The sequence below is a fragment of the Neptunomonas sp. genome (assembly GCF_041601355.1).
Taxonomy (GTDB): Bacteria; Pseudomonadota; Gammaproteobacteria; order Pseudomonadales; family Balneatricaceae; genus Neptunomonas.
The window spans coordinates 62,634-79,236 of record NZ_JBFIIH010000002.1 but is presented as its reverse complement, the minus strand read 5'-3'; the positions used below and the strand labels follow the sequence as shown (position 1 = coordinate 79,236).

The 16,603-nt window shown below is 46.4% G+C and carries 13 protein-coding genes; 6 read left to right on the top strand and 7 right to left on the bottom strand.

Annotated elements, in window-relative coordinates; genetic code table 11:
• Together ABY436_RS00740 and ABY436_RS00735 are read right to left on the bottom strand one after the other, a co-directional pair.
• The coding region (locus ABY436_RS00740; protein WP_372737113.1) for a glycine betaine/L-proline ABC transporter ATP-binding protein at window positions 1–1,147 on the bottom strand (1,147 nt) is incomplete at its 3' end.
• A gap of 375 nt (window positions 1,148–1,522) precedes the next feature.
• A complete protein-coding gene (locus tag ABY436_RS00735) occupies window positions 1,523–2,734 on the bottom strand; it encodes an SRPBCC family protein (protein WP_372737112.1) in 1,212 nt (403 codons plus the stop codon).
• 284 nt (window positions 2,735–3,018) lie between these two features.
• On the opposite strand from ABY436_RS00735, the gene ABY436_RS00730 reads away from it, so the two are divergent.
• Window positions 3,019–4,008 carry a LysR family transcriptional regulator gene (locus tag ABY436_RS00730; RefSeq protein ID WP_372737111.1) on the top strand — a complete coding sequence of 330 codons (990 nt, stop codon included), beginning with the start codon at window positions 3,019–3,021 and terminating at the stop codon, window positions 4,006–4,008.
• A 160-nt stretch (window positions 4,009–4,168) separates the two neighbouring features.
• On the opposite strand, the gene ABY436_RS00725 is transcribed toward ABY436_RS00730, so the two are convergent.
• On the bottom strand, window positions 4,169–5,266 hold the full coding sequence (locus ABY436_RS00725; RefSeq protein WP_372737110.1) for an alcohol dehydrogenase family protein: 1,098 nt from the start codon (window positions 5,264–5,266) through the stop codon (window positions 4,169–4,171).
• Between the two features lie 208 nt (window positions 5,267–5,474).
• Here ABY436_RS00725 and ABY436_RS00720 point away from each other — a divergent pair, with 208 nt between their 5' ends.
• The 5 genes from ABY436_RS00720 to ABY436_RS00700 all read left to right on the top strand — a co-directional run bounded on the left by ABY436_RS00720 (window position 5,475) and on the right by ABY436_RS00700 (window position 11,660).
• Window positions 5,475–6,395 carry a LysR family transcriptional regulator gene (locus ABY436_RS00720; RefSeq protein ID WP_372737109.1) on the top strand — a complete coding sequence of 307 codons (921 nt, stop codon included), beginning with the start codon at window positions 5,475–5,477 and terminating at the stop codon, window positions 6,393–6,395.
• Window positions 6,396–6,606: 211 nt separating this feature from the next.
• Window positions 6,607–7,512 (top strand): dihydrodipicolinate synthase family protein, encoded by a 906-nt coding sequence (locus ABY436_RS00715; protein ID WP_372737108.1) that lies wholly within the window; start codon window positions 6,607–6,609, stop codon window positions 7,510–7,512.
• Between the two features lie 3 nt (window positions 7,513–7,515).
• A complete protein-coding gene (locus tag ABY436_RS00710) occupies window positions 7,516–9,024 on the top strand; it encodes an aldehyde dehydrogenase (RefSeq protein ID WP_372737107.1) in 1,509 nt (502 codons plus the stop codon).
• 78 nt (window positions 9,025–9,102) lie between these two features.
• On the top strand, window positions 9,103–10,449 hold the full coding sequence (locus ABY436_RS00705) for an NAD(P)/FAD-dependent oxidoreductase (protein ID WP_372737106.1): 1,347 nt from the start codon (window positions 9,103–9,105) through the stop codon (window positions 10,447–10,449).
• 101 nt (window positions 10,450–10,550) lie between these two features.
• Window positions 10,551–11,660, top strand: coding sequence for an FAD-binding oxidoreductase (locus ABY436_RS00700; RefSeq protein ID WP_372737105.1), 1,110 nt, complete (start codon window positions 10,551–10,553; stop codon window positions 11,658–11,660).
• A 96-nt stretch (window positions 11,661–11,756) separates the two neighbouring features.
• On the opposite strand, the gene ABY436_RS00695 is transcribed toward ABY436_RS00700, so the two are convergent.
• The 4 genes from ABY436_RS00695 to fdh3B form a co-directional block, all read right to left on the bottom strand.
• The gene (locus ABY436_RS00695; RefSeq protein ID WP_372737104.1) at window positions 11,757–12,359 is read right to left on the bottom strand and encodes an SDR family NAD(P)-dependent oxidoreductase; all 603 of its coding nucleotides are present in this window, start codon (window positions 12,357–12,359) and stop codon (window positions 11,757–11,759) included.
• A 179-nt stretch (window positions 12,360–12,538) separates the two neighbouring features.
• Window positions 12,539–14,491, bottom strand: a complete 1,953-nt coding sequence (locus tag ABY436_RS00690; RefSeq protein ID WP_372737103.1) for a putative bifunctional diguanylate cyclase/phosphodiesterase — start codon at window positions 14,489–14,491, stop codon at window positions 12,539–12,541.
• A gap of 397 nt (window positions 14,492–14,888) precedes the next feature.
• Window positions 14,889–15,908 (bottom strand): formate dehydrogenase subunit gamma, encoded by a 1,020-nt coding sequence (locus ABY436_RS00685; protein ID WP_372737102.1) that lies wholly within the window; start codon window positions 15,906–15,908, stop codon window positions 14,889–14,891.
• 68 nt (window positions 15,909–15,976) lie between these two features.
• Window positions 15,977–16,603, bottom strand: coding sequence for a formate dehydrogenase FDH3 subunit beta (gene fdh3B / locus ABY436_RS00680; protein ID WP_372737101.1), 627 nt, complete (start codon window positions 16,601–16,603; stop codon window positions 15,977–15,979).

Sequence of the window (16,603 nt, the reverse complement as noted above, 5' to 3'; positions counted from 1 at the left end):
GGTCTTTGGAGATTACACCGCAAAAAGTGCCATTGCGTTCTATGACAGGAAGCGGGTACTCAGAATTAGCGACTTTTTTTACCACATCGTTAATCATTTCGTCGTTGTAAACGCAGTGGTGCTGATCGAACTGTTGTTTCAATAATGAGTCGACACTGGTTTGGGCATCAACAGACATAAGGGAAACAACGCCATGCAGTTTATCGCTGCTATCCAGCAGATAGCCAAACTGACTGTTAGCCGGATTAAATGGCTGAACTGCGCCGTTAATATAAATTCTGCAGGCGCTCTGTGGACAGGCTATATCCCCTGCTTTAAGGATCTTGCTGACATCAACACCTTTGAAGAAACTTTCAACATAAGCATCGGCAGGGTTACGCATAATTTCTTTCGGTGTGCCGATCTGAATGACCCGGCCACCCTCCATAATGGCAATGCGGTCGCCGATGCGAATCGCTTCATCCAGGTCGTGTGAGATAAAGATGATAGTGCGAGCCTGCTCTTTTTGAAGGCGGATCAACTCGCCCTGCATTTCGTGACGGATCAAGGGGTCTAGTGCCGAGAAGGCTTCATCCATCAGCAGAATGGTAGGGTCATTGGTCAGAGCCCGAGCTAGTCCGACTCGTTGTTGCATTCCGCCGGACAGTTGATGAGGGTAACTTTCAGCATGTTCCCCCAGGCCAACTTGTTGAAGTGCTTCCAGCGCTCTCAGGTTACGCTCTTTCTTTTCGACCCCGGATATTTCTAAGCCAAAGGCTGCATTTTCAATAACGGACATATGTGGCATAAGGGCAAAAGACTGGAACACCATGCTCATCTCTTTGCGACGTACATCCAGTAGTTCGGCGTCGCCCAGTACAGTAATGTCCCTGCCGTTCAGCTTTATGCTACCGGCAGTCGGTTCTATCAGGCGGTTTAGCAAGCGAACCATCGTCGATTTTCCTGAACCGGATAGGCCCATGATGACGAATATTTCACCTTTTTTGACAGTGAAACTGGCATCGAAAACACCGACGGTCTGACCGGTTTTTTCAAAGATCTCATCTTTACCTGAGCCGTCTCGCAACATCTTCATCGCTACTTCCGGCTGTTCGCCGAATACTTTGAAGACATTGTTGATCGACAGAATATCTGTGCTGTCTGTCATGCTACCCTCTGCATTCTTATGATTATTTTTGTGTTTATCGCGGTGTCTGCATTGTCATCTCACCGCGACGTCCGTTTTCTTGTGGCTTTCATTTATGCTTATTAAGTTAAGGTCTTTACCCGATAGCGTCCAACGACATATTTAGCGTAAAAACCATAACTTGCGGTTATTATTAATCCAGCCGTGTTGCCGGAATCAGATAATAAGGCCCCTAATTCAGGACGTTACCGTCAAAGCCATAAAACAAAGCGCGAGCTTCAAGGGGGGGAGCTGATCTCCAGTGCTGACCAGGTGCATGGTGAACCGCCAATAAAAGTAGCCGATATAAAAAAGCCTCTGCAGGCAGGGCAAGCAGAGGCTTCATAATGGGTCTGATTAGGCTTTGAGTTTTTGCCTCATGGTATCGCAGTACCAGTCGACAAACTGACACACACCATTCTCAGCGATGTCAGAAAATGGTCCCGGAATATATGAGGGTGAGCTGACTCCGCGAAAGGTTTCCTCAACCAGTTTTTTGTCCTGAGTATTGGTAGCTAGCCAGACTTTAGTAAGATTGTCGAGGTCATAGTCGACCCCTTCAACCGCGTCTTTTGGGACCAACCACTTGGTTGTTACCAGTGTTTGCCCTGAATTAAGAGGCAGTACGCGAAAGCTCAGCGCATAGTCACCGAGAAAGTGGTTCCAGGTGGAAGGGTATTTAAAGTATAGCAGGGCACCGATGTCTTTAACATCGGTATCAACAAGTCGACCGTTAACGGCGGGTTGCCCATCCATTGTATAGCTGACAGCTTTTGCAGACAGCGGTATGCGGGTCATACGATACTGGCCGTTTGTATCCATCACCAGACGACTCGGCAGCCCTGCCGCTTCACATTTATCCCAGTGTTCTACCAATTCAGGGTCATCATCGCCGCCTACGCCGGCAACTGAAAGGTTTTCAACAAAGGAGTTCAGCAGTTCAGGGTGGTTAGCATCACAATGGAAACATTCCCGGTTATTTTCAAATACCAACTTCCAGTTTGCGTCTTCTACCAGATCTGCTTCATGGGCAACTTTGCAGTTTTCCAAATTATGCGGGGCGATAAATGGGCTCAGGTCTCTGCGGAATTGTTCAAAACCCGGTGCCTGATCGGCTACGCAGATATAAATGTAGCTATTCACCACTTCGCAATTAACGGGCATAAGATTATGTTCGTTGTTGTTAAATTGCTCGCCCATATTGCCAGCGAATAGCAGTTTACCATCCAGACCAAAAGTCCACTTATGATAAGGGCAGACTAGTTTAGCTGCTTTTCCTTTAGATTCAGAGCAGACACGAGAGCCGCGATGACGACACGCGTTATGAAATGCTCTGACGTTACCGGCGTCATCGCGTACGACTACAACCGGATAGTCGCCAACCTGAAGGGTCATGTATTCGCCAGGTTTTTTTATCTCAAAAGTATGGCCGGCAAAAATCCACTCTTTGTGCCAGATCTGCTCCAGATCCTGCTGGTACACGTCCTCGTCACGATAGATTTCCCGGGTCAGGGCATGGCGCGGTTTACGCTGATTGATCAGCTCCAGAGTTTTGATTTTGCTGGTCATTGTAGTGCTCCCATAACGCTACATTGCTGTAGTCGCTGTTATTGTTATGCTTATACTGGTCTGGACGTGTATATTGCAACTAAAGTTTTATTCTAAATACAGTGTCGGCCCTGAATACGTATCGACGCTATGAGTCATTGTTGTGTCGTTGTCAGTCGTGTCGACACGCCTTGTAAGGGTATAACTTGCAAGCGATAGACTTACCCTGATCTGAAATTCAGTGTATGGGTGGGTTGAAAAGCGGTAAAGCGACTTTTTATTTAGGGAATTGAATACCTGCAGTTATGGTTAAACATGTAGAGCCTGATCAGATTTTGGTAAAAATGCCTTCACTACGGGCGGTGAAGTCTTTTGTTGCGGCGGCAAAGTATCAGAATTTCACCCGTGCAGCAGAAGCCCTTTGTGTTACTCAGGCGGCAATCAGCCGTCAGATTCGTGAGCTTGAGGCCGCTTTAGGGGTTACATTGTTCAAGCGTACCGGGCGGGCTGTTGAGCTGACAGAGGCTGGCATCATTTTTTATGATGCCGCCTACCTGTCTTTCGTTAATATTGCTCAGGCTGCACAGCGGATTCAGAATAGCAGTAAGCGGAAACAGGAGCTGACTATTTGCTGTTCGCCTGCTTTTTCTGCTTTTTGGCTCTCGGCTCGTCTGCCAGGGTTCTTTGCTGCCAATCCAGATATCGATGTGAATGTAGTGACAACTAACAACTTTCTGAGGATGGAGCCGGGGGTGCATCCTGATATTTTTATTAATAAGGTAAGTGATCCCAGAGAGGGTTATCATTCAATCCCGCTGTTCTATGACCTCATCTACCCAGTCTGTTCGCCACTTTATCTGAAGCAACATCCAGAAATCAAAGATCTGGACGTGCTAAAAAATCATACCCTACTTAATCTCAGTCCTTATGGTCGTTCCCAGATTGCCGAACATGTGGACTGGGGCGTCTGGTTCAACTCCCAAGGGATCGATGTCGATATTGGTGTAGGGGGAGGCCATGTATTCAATGCTAATGATTACAATATGCTGATTCATATGGTACTTAACCAGCAAGGTGTTTGTTTGGGGTGGCATCAGTTGGTATCACTAATGGTTGAGCAGGGCTTATTGATACGGATAGGGGAGGCGGAGGCGGTTTATCGGGAGAAATTACACTACCTTACTTATTCCGAAAGTCGCCAGGATAATGAAGCGTTTATAACGTTTAAGGAGTGGTTTCTTGGCTGTATTGCTAATGAGCAGACCTCTGTTGTTCAGCTGGAAGTCAGTCATTAGAACAGTCGTATAAGGTTTTTTATGCCCTATTTTTGAGTGGCTGTTTATCGTCTCACTTTACCGGCAATATACTAAGCCGGCCATTGCTATGGCCGACTTAGTATAGAGAGAGGAGTGCTCGTTTTAATCAGTCACACCGGTACCCGTTTTTATACATATCCTACCGGGGTGGCAGTAATACCAGCTTCCCAATGAATTTTTTAGCCATAAAGTCTTGCTGAGCTGCGGTGATCTGTTGTAATGGATACGTTTTAGCAATCAAGGGCTTTATCTCTCCACGCTCTATATATCGGATCAGATTTTCGAACACTGATCTAGGCTGGTAAGTACAGCCAAAGAAACTTAAATCCTTTAGATATAAAGTTCTGACATCCAGTTCAACGATCGGACCTGCTATTGCGCCTGCTACTGCATAGCGGCCGCCTTTGCGTAACAGCTCAAGTAGCTCTGACCATTGATCTCCAGCCACCAAATCAATCACGACATCCACTGAATCATTGGCGAGAATATCCGTCAGACTTTGTCCCCGTTGGATTTCCTTGTCAGCTCCCAGCGCCTTAACTTGCTCCATCTTCTCTGCGCCACAGATTGCAATGACGGTAGCCTGGCGACGTTTAGCCAATTGTATTGCCGCCGATCCTACACCGCCCGATGCCCCGGTGATCAGCACCGTTTCATTGGCTTTAACACCGGCTCTGTCGATCATATTTTCGGCAGTAGAATAGGCACATGGGAACGATGCCAGCTCGGCATCACTCATTGAACTTTGTATTGTAAATGCTTCAATTGCAAGGGCCTTGGTATATTGTGCAAAGCTACCGTCACATTCAGAGCCAAATGTAATACAGCTGAATTCATCTTCTCTGGGTACTGATTGCATGCTACGCACCAGCACTCTTTCACCTATTCGATCAGGGTTTACCTGCTCACCTACCGCGACAATCTCGCCACAGCAATCAGCCCCTTGTATCCTCGGGAATCCAAGCGGGATACCTGACCAGCTTGCGTCATTGTCATTGGCTGTCTCAAATCCATCCGCAGCCCCGGCGTTGGTTTGCCCGGTTACGCCTTTTGAATACCAACCGATACGCGTATTGATATCGGTATTGTTTACTCCACTGGCACCCACCTTGATGAGTACCTCTCCTGTACCTGGCGTTGGTACTGGCAGGTCAGTGCGCAACTGCAGTTTTTCAAGGCCACCGTGCCCCGTTAAAATAACGCCTGTCATTTGATTCGGGATCTGTTTGATCGTCATATTATTTTCCACGCTTGAATTGAGTTCACATCGAACTGGATTAAATTACGACAGTTCGTTTGAATAATGAGTCCCTGGCTTTCACTTATCGAAAAGCATTTATCAGGTAGTTGCCTACTAGACTAAGAAAAATGCATACTTCAAGCAAACAACTAATAATTAACTAGCAGTTCATGTTTATTGAACTGATAACCAGGGAGGGTAGCCAATGGACCCATTACTTGATCTTGAATTGTTGCGCACATTTGTCTTGGTTGTGCGAACCGGAGAACTAAAGAAAGCGGCCAAAGCTATTTATCGCTCGCATGCAGCGGTCAGCATGCAGATGAAGCGTCTTGAGGAACAGTTGGGCAGCTGTTTAATGGAACGTAGCAACCGGGGTATCCGGTTAACTGAAGCGGGAAAGACATTACTCAGTTACAGTGAACAATTTCTAAAACTTAACAATGCTGCGCTGTCTGCCTTAGCCGCAAGGGATCTTTCAGGTCAACTCAGTTTTGGTATTCCGACGGATTATGCTCAGGACTTCCTTAACTTTTTTATGCCGGTACTCACACGCGAATTACCCAACCTGGAGGCTAAAATAGTCTGTGATCGTAGTCGAAACCTGAGAAAGCAGGTAGATGCCGGTGAGTTGGATATAGCCATTGTCGCAGGGGAAGCTGAAAGTATAGACGAGATGTTACTGTGGAATGAACGCTTGATATGGTCAGCGCCGGTTTGTGCCAGGCTGGAAGATCAGGAAGAAATGCCTGTCGCTATACATGAAGATAATTGTATTGTTCGTGATCTATGCTTAGCTGGGTTGAAAAAAGCCAATATTCCCCACAGGCAAGTGTTCGGTAGTCCGGTGCTTGAAAACGTTGCAACAGCCGTGCATGCAGGCTTCGCTATATCGCTGTTGCCGGAATCATTGTTGATTCCTGGTAAAACCAGAATGTTACCTACGCATATATTGAACAGTAATTTAGTACTCAAGATGAATATGATCTACTCAGCATCTATTGATGAACAGGTATTAAAACGAATTTCAGAATGTCTGCTGATCGCCTCTGGCACTCAGAAAAAAGCGCATTTAATGGTTTCTCCAGTGTCCCAGCCGGGGTATCCAGACACAACTGATATATAGCTTTCCTCTCATTGCTCAACTTTCGCCAACTCAGGGATTGCCCGACTCCCATAACCTGAAGTTATGTTTTCTGTGAATAAAAGGTTGATTGTGGAGTACTCCCCCCCCTCGTTACCATTTTATCAAGCTGTTTTATAAACCGGATGAGTGTTTTCAATATCTTCTTGTCCCTAAACGAACGTTAATAACAATGATAACAAAGGTGAGTGAAATGCATTTCGAAGGGATCTACACACCAGTAATTACGCCATTTAATCAAGACTACTCCATCGACTACGATGCTTACTCTACCCATGTACAGTACTTGCTGGAGTCAGGCGTTCACGGCCTGATGATCGGCGGCACTACCGGTGAATACTATGTCGAAAGCCATGAAGAGCGGGTTGAACTGTTAAAGATTGCACGCGAGATATGTGGTGATCGTCTGCAGATAATCTTTGGTACGGGTTCGATTAACCCGGACGCTTCGCTAAAACTGGCTGAAGATGCGGCTAAATTTGGAGCGGATGTGCTGCTTGTTGCTACCCCTCCATATTCACTCCCTACTCAGAACGAATTGGCGCAGCATGCTCTGGCTGTTGATCGTGTCGCTGATATGCCCATCATGTTGTACAACTACCCAGACCGAATGGGTGTGAATATGGAAGCTGAATTCTTCGAGAAGATTAGTCAATCATCAAATTTTTGTGGAATTAAAGAAAGCTCAGGTGATATCAACCGACTGCATATGCTGGCGTGTGACTATCCGCATATTCAGGTTGCCTGCGGTATGGATGATCAGGCACTGGAGTTTTTTGCCTGGGGAGCTAAAAGCTGGGTTTGTGCAGGGTCTAACTTCCTTCCGGCAGAGCATCTGGCCCTATATAACGCCTGTGTAGTAGAAAAAGATTTTATCAAGGGACGTCGTATTATGTCAGCCATGATGCCACTCATGCGGGTGCTGGAGCAAGGCGGTAAATTTATCCAGAGCGTAAAGTATGGTGTCACTCTGGATGGTCGTGTCAGTGGTGAGGTTAGAAAGCCTTTACTCGGCTTGGGTGAGGACGAAAAACTAGCGATGCATGGCGTTGTACAAACGTTAAAGGAAAACATTGCCAAGATTGAGAAGGGGGAGTAACCAATGTCTGATTTATTAACGTGTCAAGAGTATAAGGCAGTTGCTGCAAGTCTAACTCCCGCTTCAATGAGTTTTATTGATGGTGTTTTTCGTCCTGCAAGTGATGGCGCAACGATTGCGGTGACCAATCCTGCAACCGGTGAGGTTATTGCACAGATAGCTGCCTGTACTAAAGACGATGTCGATTTTGCTGTTCAAAAAGCGCGTAGTGCTTTTGAAGAGGGTTGCTGGAGCAGGATTCATCCGTCTGAGCGTAAGAAGGTATTACTTAAATTATGTGACTTGATTGAGAAAAATGCACTGGAGTTAGCGGTATTAGAGTCAATTGATTCTGGAAAGCCAATTCGTGATTGTGTCGAGATTGATATACCAGAAGTCATTCATACACTGAGCTGGCATGCTGAATTGATTGATAAAGTCTATGATCAAACGGCTCCGGTTGGTACTGATGCTATTGCTATGGTTGTTCGTGAGCCCGTCGGCGTTGTGGGCGCAGTGCTTCCCTGGAACTTTCCTATCCTGATGCTGGCCTGGAAAATATCACCGGCATTGGCGGCCGGTTGCTCTATGGTCGTTAAGCCTGCAGCGCAAACATCTCTGACCGCGATACGTGTAGCGGAGTTAGCTTTTGAGGCGGGTGTGCCTGCTGGCGTTCTGAACGTAGTAACCGGTAGTGGGTCGGTCGTGGGTGAAGCGATTGGTAGCCATATGGATGTGGATATGGTCGCGTTCACAGGATCAACAGCAACGGGTCGTCGTTTCCTGCATTATTCTGCGGACTCTAACATTAAAGAAGTGGTGCTGGAGTTGGGTGGTAAGAACCCATGTATCGTTCTGGATGATGCAGAAAATTTAGATCAGGTAGCAGAGCAAGTTGTTGCGGCAGCCTTCTGGAATATGGGAGAGAACTGCTCAGCGGGCTCACGTTTGATAGTTCAGGCAGGTATTAAGGACCAGCTTCTGGAGCGTGTTGTAGCGCATGCTAGTGGTTGGAAAACAGGAGACCCTCTTGACCCGCAGAACCATCTGGGTGCACTGATTGATAAGGGGCATTTCAGTAAGGTTTGTTCGTATTTGGAAATGGGTAAAGAAGACGGTCATGACCTAATCCTGGGTGGTGAATCTGTCGATGGTACGTATGTCCTGCCAACCATTTTTGATAATGTGAAAAATAGTGATCGTTTGGCAAAAGAAGAAATCTTTGGCCCTGTCTTATCAGTCATTACTGTCAATAGTTACAGTGAAGCGATTGCTGTGGCCAATGATACGGAATACGGTCTTGCTGCTTCTGTATTTACTGCCAATGCTAAAAAAGCACTGCGGGCTGCTCAGTCGGTTCGTGCGGGCACCGTTACTGTTAACTGTTTCGGAGAAGGTGATGTAAGCACACCATTTGGGGGTTATAAGCAGTCAGGGTTTGGTGGCCGTGATAAGTCTGTTCACGCACATGATCAGTATACCCAGTTGAAAACGATATGGATTGATCTGAGTGATGATGCTGTCGACGGTTAAGTCGGCCTGTCAGCATCAGTAGTGAGTCCGCATGCGGTTTCGAAGTCGAAGCCCATGCGGTCAAACAGGAAACGACTTATGACTAAAAATATAAAAGTAAAGCGATTGCCGAAGGATCCTGGACCTGCTGCCTGGAACAGTATATTGCCGACAGCCACTGAATATCCTCAACTTAATAGTGATATATCCGCTGACTGGGTGGTTGTCGGGGGTGGTTTTGCCGGCCTGGCAGCTGCTCGGCGGCTGAGTCAGTTGGTGGGTAATGAATCGATTGTTCTGCTGGAAGCAAATACTCTGGCGAGTGGTCCTGCCGGGCGTAACTCAGGTTTTATGATTGATCTGCCCCATGATCTGAATTCTGAAACTTACGCTGGTGCGCATGATCATGATCTGCAGCAGATCCGTCTGAACCGGGCGGCAATTGATTTTGCCCGTGATATGGCAAAAGAATACGGCATGGGTTCTAAAGTGTTTGATCCTTGTGGAAAAGTTACTGCCGCTGGATCGGCTCGGGGAAACGGTCATATAGAGAGCTATCGCCAGCATCTTGAAGGTTTGGGTGAAACGTATCGGTTGATGAATGCGACAGATATGAAAGATTTGACCGGTATCGATTTTTATCGACAGGGCTTATTTACACCGGGAGCGGTGATGATTCAACCGGCGGCTTTTGTCCGCCAAGCTGCACAAGGTATGAGTTCGAGGGTAGGTTTTTACGAGAACAGTCCGGTTACCGGAATCGATATAGGTGCAGTGCACCGACTGATCACGACTAAAGGTTCGGTCAGGGCGAAGAATGTAATTTTAGCGGTTAATGGGCATATCCAGTCATTCGGCTTTTTCCCGCGTCAGCTATTGCATGTATTTACTTATGCATCGATGACCCGGGCGTTGACTGAAACAGAAGTGAAAAAGCTGGGAGGTGTCAGTGACTGGGGCATTTTACCTGCTGATCCGATGGGAACAACTGTGCGCAGAAGCTCTAACCTGATGGGCAGTGGGAATCGGGTGGTGGTTCGTAATCATGCGACTCTGAATCAGAGTATGGAAGTCACTGGGCGGAACCTGCGTAATGCGGAAAAACTTCAGGATCGCTCTTTTGCTCGCCGTTTTCCTATGCTTAAAGGTGTGGAGATGGAGTATCGTTGGGGCGGTAGGCTTTGCTTGTCTCTGAACTCGATGCCCGCTTTTGGCGAAGTAGAGCAGAGAATTTGGTCGGCGGCCTGCCAGAATGGACTAGGAACAGTTAAAGGCACTCTATCAGGTATGATGGCGGCAGAACATGCGGTATTGGGTCAGTCTGAGATGTTAAGCGAGTTTCTCGATCATCAGGCACCTTCTAAATTGCCGCCAGAGCCTTTTCTTTCATTGGGTGCAAATATGACTATGAAATGGAAAGAGTGGCAGGCAGGTATCGAACTGTAATTTTGTACTCTATTACTGATAGCGGTTTCGCGATTAATAGCATTACAACTAATAAAAACAAAGCAACCAAGGCAGATTAGTAAAGCTGCCAGGAGAGTCCGATGAGCGAATTTAATACCTCCGATTTTATGAACCCCATGGTGACTCAGACTTGGTTAAACGGTCGTCATGAAGTGCGTTGCGTCAAAGTAATCGCTGAAACTCATGATGTCATTACCTTTACATTTGGAATGAGTGAGCCGGTACTGTTCTTCTTCAAACCGGGGCAGTTTGTCACTTTAGAGCTGGAGATCGACGGTGAAAGGTTGATGCGCTCATACACCATTTCGAGTTCTCCTTCGATCCCCTACAGCTTCTCGATTACCGTGAAACGGGTAGCGGGTGGCACAGTATCGAACTGGCTGCATGATAACCTTAAACATGGTGATCAGATTGCGGTTCATGGCCCGGTCGGGCAGTTCAATTGTATGGACTTTCCGGCGGAAAAAGTATTATTGCTGTCAGGTGGCGTGGGGATTACACCCGTGATGTCGATGGCACGGTGGTGGTTTAATACCGATTCTGAAGTGGATATAGTCTTTGCCCATAGCGCTCGCACTCCCAAAGATATTATCTACGCCCGCGAACTGGAATATATGTCATCCAGGATCGACAATTTTCAGATGCATTTAATCTGTGAAAAAACGGAGGTTGGTCAGACGTGGGGTGGCTATCGGGGTTATCTGAACCATCATATGCTGAGTTTGATTGCCCCTGATTTTATGACACGGGAAGTGTTTTGTTGTGGGCCTGATCCTTATATGAAAGCGATCAAATCGATGCTGCAAGACGCAGGATATGATATGGATCGCTACCATGAAGAATCATTTGGCGCGACACCGCTAAAAGATGTAGCGCTAGCGGAGAAACATGCCGACGCCGCAGAGGTTGAAAACCTGCAATCTAAAGAGATGGTGCAGATCAGTTTTACCGATACGAGTAACACAGTATCGGTGGCACTGGGCACTAACCTGAATGAGGCAGCAAAAGAGGCTGGGATCAATGTTCCTAAGGCATGTGGTATAGGTATCTGTGGCGCATGCCGGGTGAAAGTTGTTTCAGGTGATTTTGAAATGGCTCAGAATGGAGGCATTAGCGAGGAAGAGATAGCACAAGGTTATGTATTATCCTGTTGCACCAATGTGACCGGCGATATAGAGATCGATTACTAATACCCTGTGCTTATTATTAATCAGGTTGGTTGTTTGTCGGGTGACCTATGCCTCAAAAACCGGTAACAATCATTACCGGTTTTTATTTTTTGCGAATCAGAAAGGCAGAGGTAGCTTGGCCATTCGGCCTCCATCGACAACGAAGGTTTGTCCGGTTATAAATCTTGCCTCATCGGAAGCCAAAAACGCCGCCATGCTGCCAATATCAGAAGGCTCGCCAGTACGTCCGCCGGGGTGCATTGCATGTAAATCCTGTCGGGTCTGCTGCGGATCATCCTGAGCACCGATGCCTTCAATAGAGCCGATGTTGATGATGCTGGCAGCACCTTTGGAGCGCATCTGATTTAGTACCGCTTTAGCGAGGAATACCGGTGCCCGCATATTGACGACCATCATGCGATCCCAGTTTGCTTCATCCATATCTTCGATATGCTGTTCGAACATATAACCCGCATTGTTGACCAAAATATCGGTGCCACCTAACTCGGCCGCAGCTACGGCGATCTGATAGGGCGCCTCTATCGCGCTTAGATCTGATTGGATATAAAAAACATTAGGGTTACTTTGCAGCGCCGCATCAATAGGTTGGCGTTGGACGATCAGTACTCGTGCGCTAGTGGCCAACAATCTGTCGGTAATACCACGACCAATCCCTCGGCCGCCATCTATGACGATGGCTAATTTATTCTGCAGTTTCATGTTCAATCCTCATCCAGATACCGGTTTTGCCCCGGTTACTTCTAAAGTTTAACCGCCGATATAATGCGACTGATCGGATGCAAAAAAAAGGAGTCCATCATCAATACTATGCGAATAGGTATAAATTCAGGGAAAATGTCTTTGAAATCTATAAGCTAAGCATTATATCGATAACTTTATTACTCTATTTCAGCTTTGTTTTTTTCCGAATCAAACCTAAATTGTTTGAAAATATCGAATTCACTGGGTGGGACTGGCTTTTGGAATAAGGAGCCCTGGCCATACTGGCAATTAAGGTTCTTTAAAAATTCATAACACGACTTTGTTTCGATACCTTCGGCAATGATTTCCATATTCAGTTCGTGACCCATTGCAATAATTGTTGAGGCAATGGTGTTGTTTGCGGGCATAAAGCTTCTATCGATTTTTAATACATTGAAGGGTAAGTCTTTCAGGTAACTCAAACAGGAGTAGCCCGTACCAAAGTCATCCAGTAGCAGTCGGGTGCCAAGTTCAGCCAGTTCGTGCAAGGTAGCGACGCAGACTGGATCTTCGGTAATGGCAATGTTTTCTGTAATTTCGATATGAATGCATTCAGCTGGTAGGGACAAGGCGGTTAAAATATCGGATAGTCGTTTAGAAAATTTTGGGTCTTTCAATTGATAGGAGGAAACGTTAATGGCCATTGCATGATTAACTGCACCAGCTTCCCGCCATATTTTACACTGCTGGCAAGCCTGTTGTATGACCCAATTTCCAATATTAATAATCTGCCCGGAATGCTCCGCAATGGGAATAAACTCATCGGGACCAATGATTTCATTATTTTCGTTGGTCCAGCGTAAAAGTGCTTCGCTGCCTACGATTCTTCCGTCTGAAAGTTTGACGACAGGTTGGTAAACCAGGCTGATCTCATTATTATTAATGGCGTGATGAAGTTGTTTAACTAAGTCTAGCTTACGATTTTGTTTACTAGCAGATAGTTTATCGTAGGCTTGAAACTGATTTCTTCCAGCATTTTTGGCTTGATACATGGCCGTATCGGCGTGCTTTAGCAGTGAGGTACTATTCCCTCCATTTTTTGGGTAACAGGCAATGCCAATACTCGCCGTAATATATGTTTCGGCATCATTTAGTTTGATCGGTTTGCTGATGGCATCGATGATTCTGTGAGCAATTGAGTCGATAGTTTCAATGTATTCAAAACAATCAGTGACAGCAACAAACTCATCGCCACCAAAACGCACAACTAAATCGGGCTCTCGCACGGTATGCGCAATACGATTGGCCATCTCAACAAGCAGTTCATCACCCACAGTATGGCCCAGGGTATCGTTGACATCTTTAAATTGATCGAGGTCTATAAACATTACTGCAAACTGTGAATTGTTGCGAACTGATTTAGCTATCGCCGTATTAATGGTGTTCTCTAGTACATTTCTGTTGGGTAAGCCCGTTAAGGTGTCTTTGTAGGCCAGTTGTTTATTAAGCTCCTCGCTTTGTGCGAGGGCTTCCATTGCTGCTTCCCTGTTTGTTAGTACTGCTGATACAGCGCGGGATATAAACATTGTGATGAATAAAACGAGGGCCGAAGACAAAATGATCAACCAGATAGTCGTGGTTTCTATAAAATTAGTAATTTTTTCCACCGGCTCTTCAAATTCAGCTGAGTTGTTACTAAACTCAGACAGCGCTTTAACTAGCTGATTTTGAAGTACTTGTATACTGATTGTGCCATTTTCATAGCGGGTTAGTGCATCCAGGGTTTCGTCAGCGCTTTTGATGTCATTTTCGCACAGTGTAATTACTGCCTCGGTACCCATTAAGTTCATCAGTAGTTGATTAGAGTGACTGATCATGGATAGACACTCAATAGGTTGCTCTCGAATCTTGATAATAGCTTCACGGATTTGATTGATGTTGAGCGGTTCTTCTGCTGAAACTATTTTTCTGGGTACAGAAATCAGTTCATTTAATTTATTAGTGTATTTGTAGTGACGTATATTTAGTTGGTGAAAATAATTACCGTTATTGAGCAGGTAAAAACTCCATAACATCATCATAGAAAACAATAAGAAAATAACTGTTAAGAAGGGAATTGCTTTTTTGATCCAGTTATTTTTCAAAGTCATTTATTATTAGGCTCGATGATATGTGCGTACTAATGGAGAAAATGCTTGGAAACTTTGAAACGCTTAGAACGATATTTCTTATTATTTATATCATAGTGTTCGTTTTAAGCAAGGAGAGGGGCCGGTTACGTACTTACTCGTTGGCTTAGCGGAGTCCTAAGAAAACGTCCGCCTCGGGTCGGCACTGTCTTGCGAGGAATATGCAGATGTATAAAAGTATTTGATTACGCGAAATAGAATAGAAATGTATGGACGATAGAGCACTGTTTTGCGCCCGGTCTTACGTTAATTAGCGAAACCAGAGCTGTAACTGCTTATGTAAAGTCGATACAGGTCTGGTTTTTTCAGTGGAACATATAGCCAAGAGAGCCTTATTATTGCATCTTGGCTGTTTCGTTTACTTTTTGTTCTTCACCTCGTTATACCAGAGGTCATGATGTTGTTTCGCCCATGCTTCATCGACGTGGCCGTTTGTCATGCCTTCGAGCGCACCTTCTGTACCGGCGGTGCCGATATAGATATGGCCAAAGGATGCTGCTATCAGCAGTAGTGAAGCAGCGCCGTGAATCAGGTTAGCCTGCTGCATGGTTTCACGGTATTGGCCAAAGTTTGGAAAGTCCATCACTAAGCCGCTTATACAAACAACCAATCCGACGGTAGTCAGAACCCAAAACCAGGCTTTTTCGCCGCCGTTCATGTAGCCAGCGCTTGGGTGGGCTTTACCCACCATACCGCCGCCTTGCATAAACCATTTTATGTCTGTGCGGTTGAAGAAGTTATTTTTCATCCATTTGATGATCATGACTAACAGCCCCAGTACAAACAGAGGTCCTAAATAGTTATGCGCTAATTTGCAGGCTATTGCGTAGTTACCCCAGAGTGAATCACCGAGTGCTGCGCGCAGGAAAAACTTTCCGTAGAGCAGGGTTAAGCCTGAAATCGCTAAGATGATAAACAGGGTAGCGACGGTCCAGTGCAGGGCGCGATCAAAACGCTTCCAGCGCTCAACTGTATTGCCTGTGCGTGGGGAGTCGAGCTTATTTTGGCCCACTAAGATATAAAAAATAAGCAGTACAGCAAGTGTGCCTCCCATGGCATAAGCGCCTGCGGGCGTTACCCATTGGTTACGCCATATGCGCCACTCTTCACCTTGTACGTTGATGAGTTGGTTGGCTTCAGTGGCCTGTGATTGTGTTCGCCCGGTTTCGCCCTGTTGTATGGCTTTCCAGTATTCCGGGCCAGCAAAGCTAGCAACTTTTCTTTCAGCGGGTCTGGCTTGTGATGTTTTTTCTTCAGCAGAGCCGGCCGCCTGTGTAAGCCCAGAGAACGACAAGGAGAATGCTAACGTTAGTGCCAGCAAGGGCAGCAGTAAGATATGAAATGGCAGTTTAAAGCTGAGCCATTTAAGTGGAATCATAGATCCCCCTAAGAATAAGGCGCCGGAAGTTTCCGGCGCGTTAAGGATTAAGCCTTAAGCGTTAAGGCTTAGGCTTTAGACTGGGTTGCATCGTAAGCCAGGTCGGCTCCTGTCTTCTGCATCGTCGGTGCTTGTGCCCAGGCGCCATCATTGTGACCACGGTAGATGACGCGCTCACGGAAGATGTCAGACACTTCCGCTGCATCACCCGCTAACAGCGCTTTGGTGGAGCACATTTCAGCACACATGGGCAGCTTACCTTCGGCAATACGGTTGGAGCCGTATTTTGCTTTCTCTTCCGGGCTGTTGTCTTCTTCAGGACCACCCGCACAGAAGGTACACTTGTCCATTTTTCCACGCTCACCAAAAGCAGCATCGCTGGGGAACTGCGGTGCGCCAAACGGGCAGGCAAACAAGCAATAACCACAGCCGATACAGCCGTCTTTGTTGTGTAGCACGATGCCATCTTCGGTTTGATAGAAAACATCAGTAGGGCAGACGGCCATACAAGGCGCATCTGAGCAATGCATACAGGCCACCGAGATGGAGGTTTCACCTGGCTCGCCATCATTGATGGTAACAACGCGGCGACGCTGAATACCCCATTCGACTTCGTTTTCGTTTTTACATGCGGTGACACAGCCATTGCACTCGATACAGCGCTTGGAGTCACAGAGGAATTTCATTCTAGCCAT

Coding starts and splice junctions, on each gene's coding strand:
- ABY436_RS00735 (WP_372737112.1), bottom strand. CDS start 2,734: ATGACCAGCAAAATCAAAACTCTGGAGCTGATCAATCAGCGTAAACCG.
- ABY436_RS00730 (WP_372737111.1), top strand. CDS start 3,019: ATGGTTAAACATGTAGAGCCTGATCAGATTTTGGTAAAAATGCCTTCA.
- ABY436_RS00725 (WP_372737110.1), bottom strand. CDS start 5,266: ATGACGATCAAACAGATCCCGAATCAAATGACAGGCGTTATTTTAACG.
- ABY436_RS00720 (WP_372737109.1), top strand. CDS start 5,475: ATGGACCCATTACTTGATCTTGAATTGTTGCGCACATTTGTCTTGGTT.
- ABY436_RS00715 (WP_372737108.1), top strand. CDS start 6,607: ATGCATTTCGAAGGGATCTACACACCAGTAATTACGCCATTTAATCAA.
- ABY436_RS00710 (WP_372737107.1), top strand. CDS start 7,516: ATGTCTGATTTATTAACGTGTCAAGAGTATAAGGCAGTTGCTGCAAGT.
- ABY436_RS00705 (WP_372737106.1), top strand. CDS start 9,103: ATGACTAAAAATATAAAAGTAAAGCGATTGCCGAAGGATCCTGGACCT.
- ABY436_RS00700 (WP_372737105.1), top strand. CDS start 10,551: ATGAGCGAATTTAATACCTCCGATTTTATGAACCCCATGGTGACTCAG.
- ABY436_RS00695 (WP_372737104.1), bottom strand. CDS start 12,359: ATGAAACTGCAGAATAAATTAGCCATCGTCATAGATGGCGGCCGAGGG.
- ABY436_RS00690 (WP_372737103.1), bottom strand. CDS start 14,491: ATGACTTTGAAAAATAACTGGATCAAAAAAGCAATTCCCTTCTTAACA.
- ABY436_RS00685 (WP_372737102.1), bottom strand. CDS start 15,908: ATGATTCCACTTAAATGGCTCAGCTTTAAACTGCCATTTCATATCTTA.
- fdh3B (WP_372737101.1), bottom strand. CDS start 16,603: ATGGCTAGAATGAAATTCCTCTGTGACTCCAAGCGCTGTATCGAGTGC.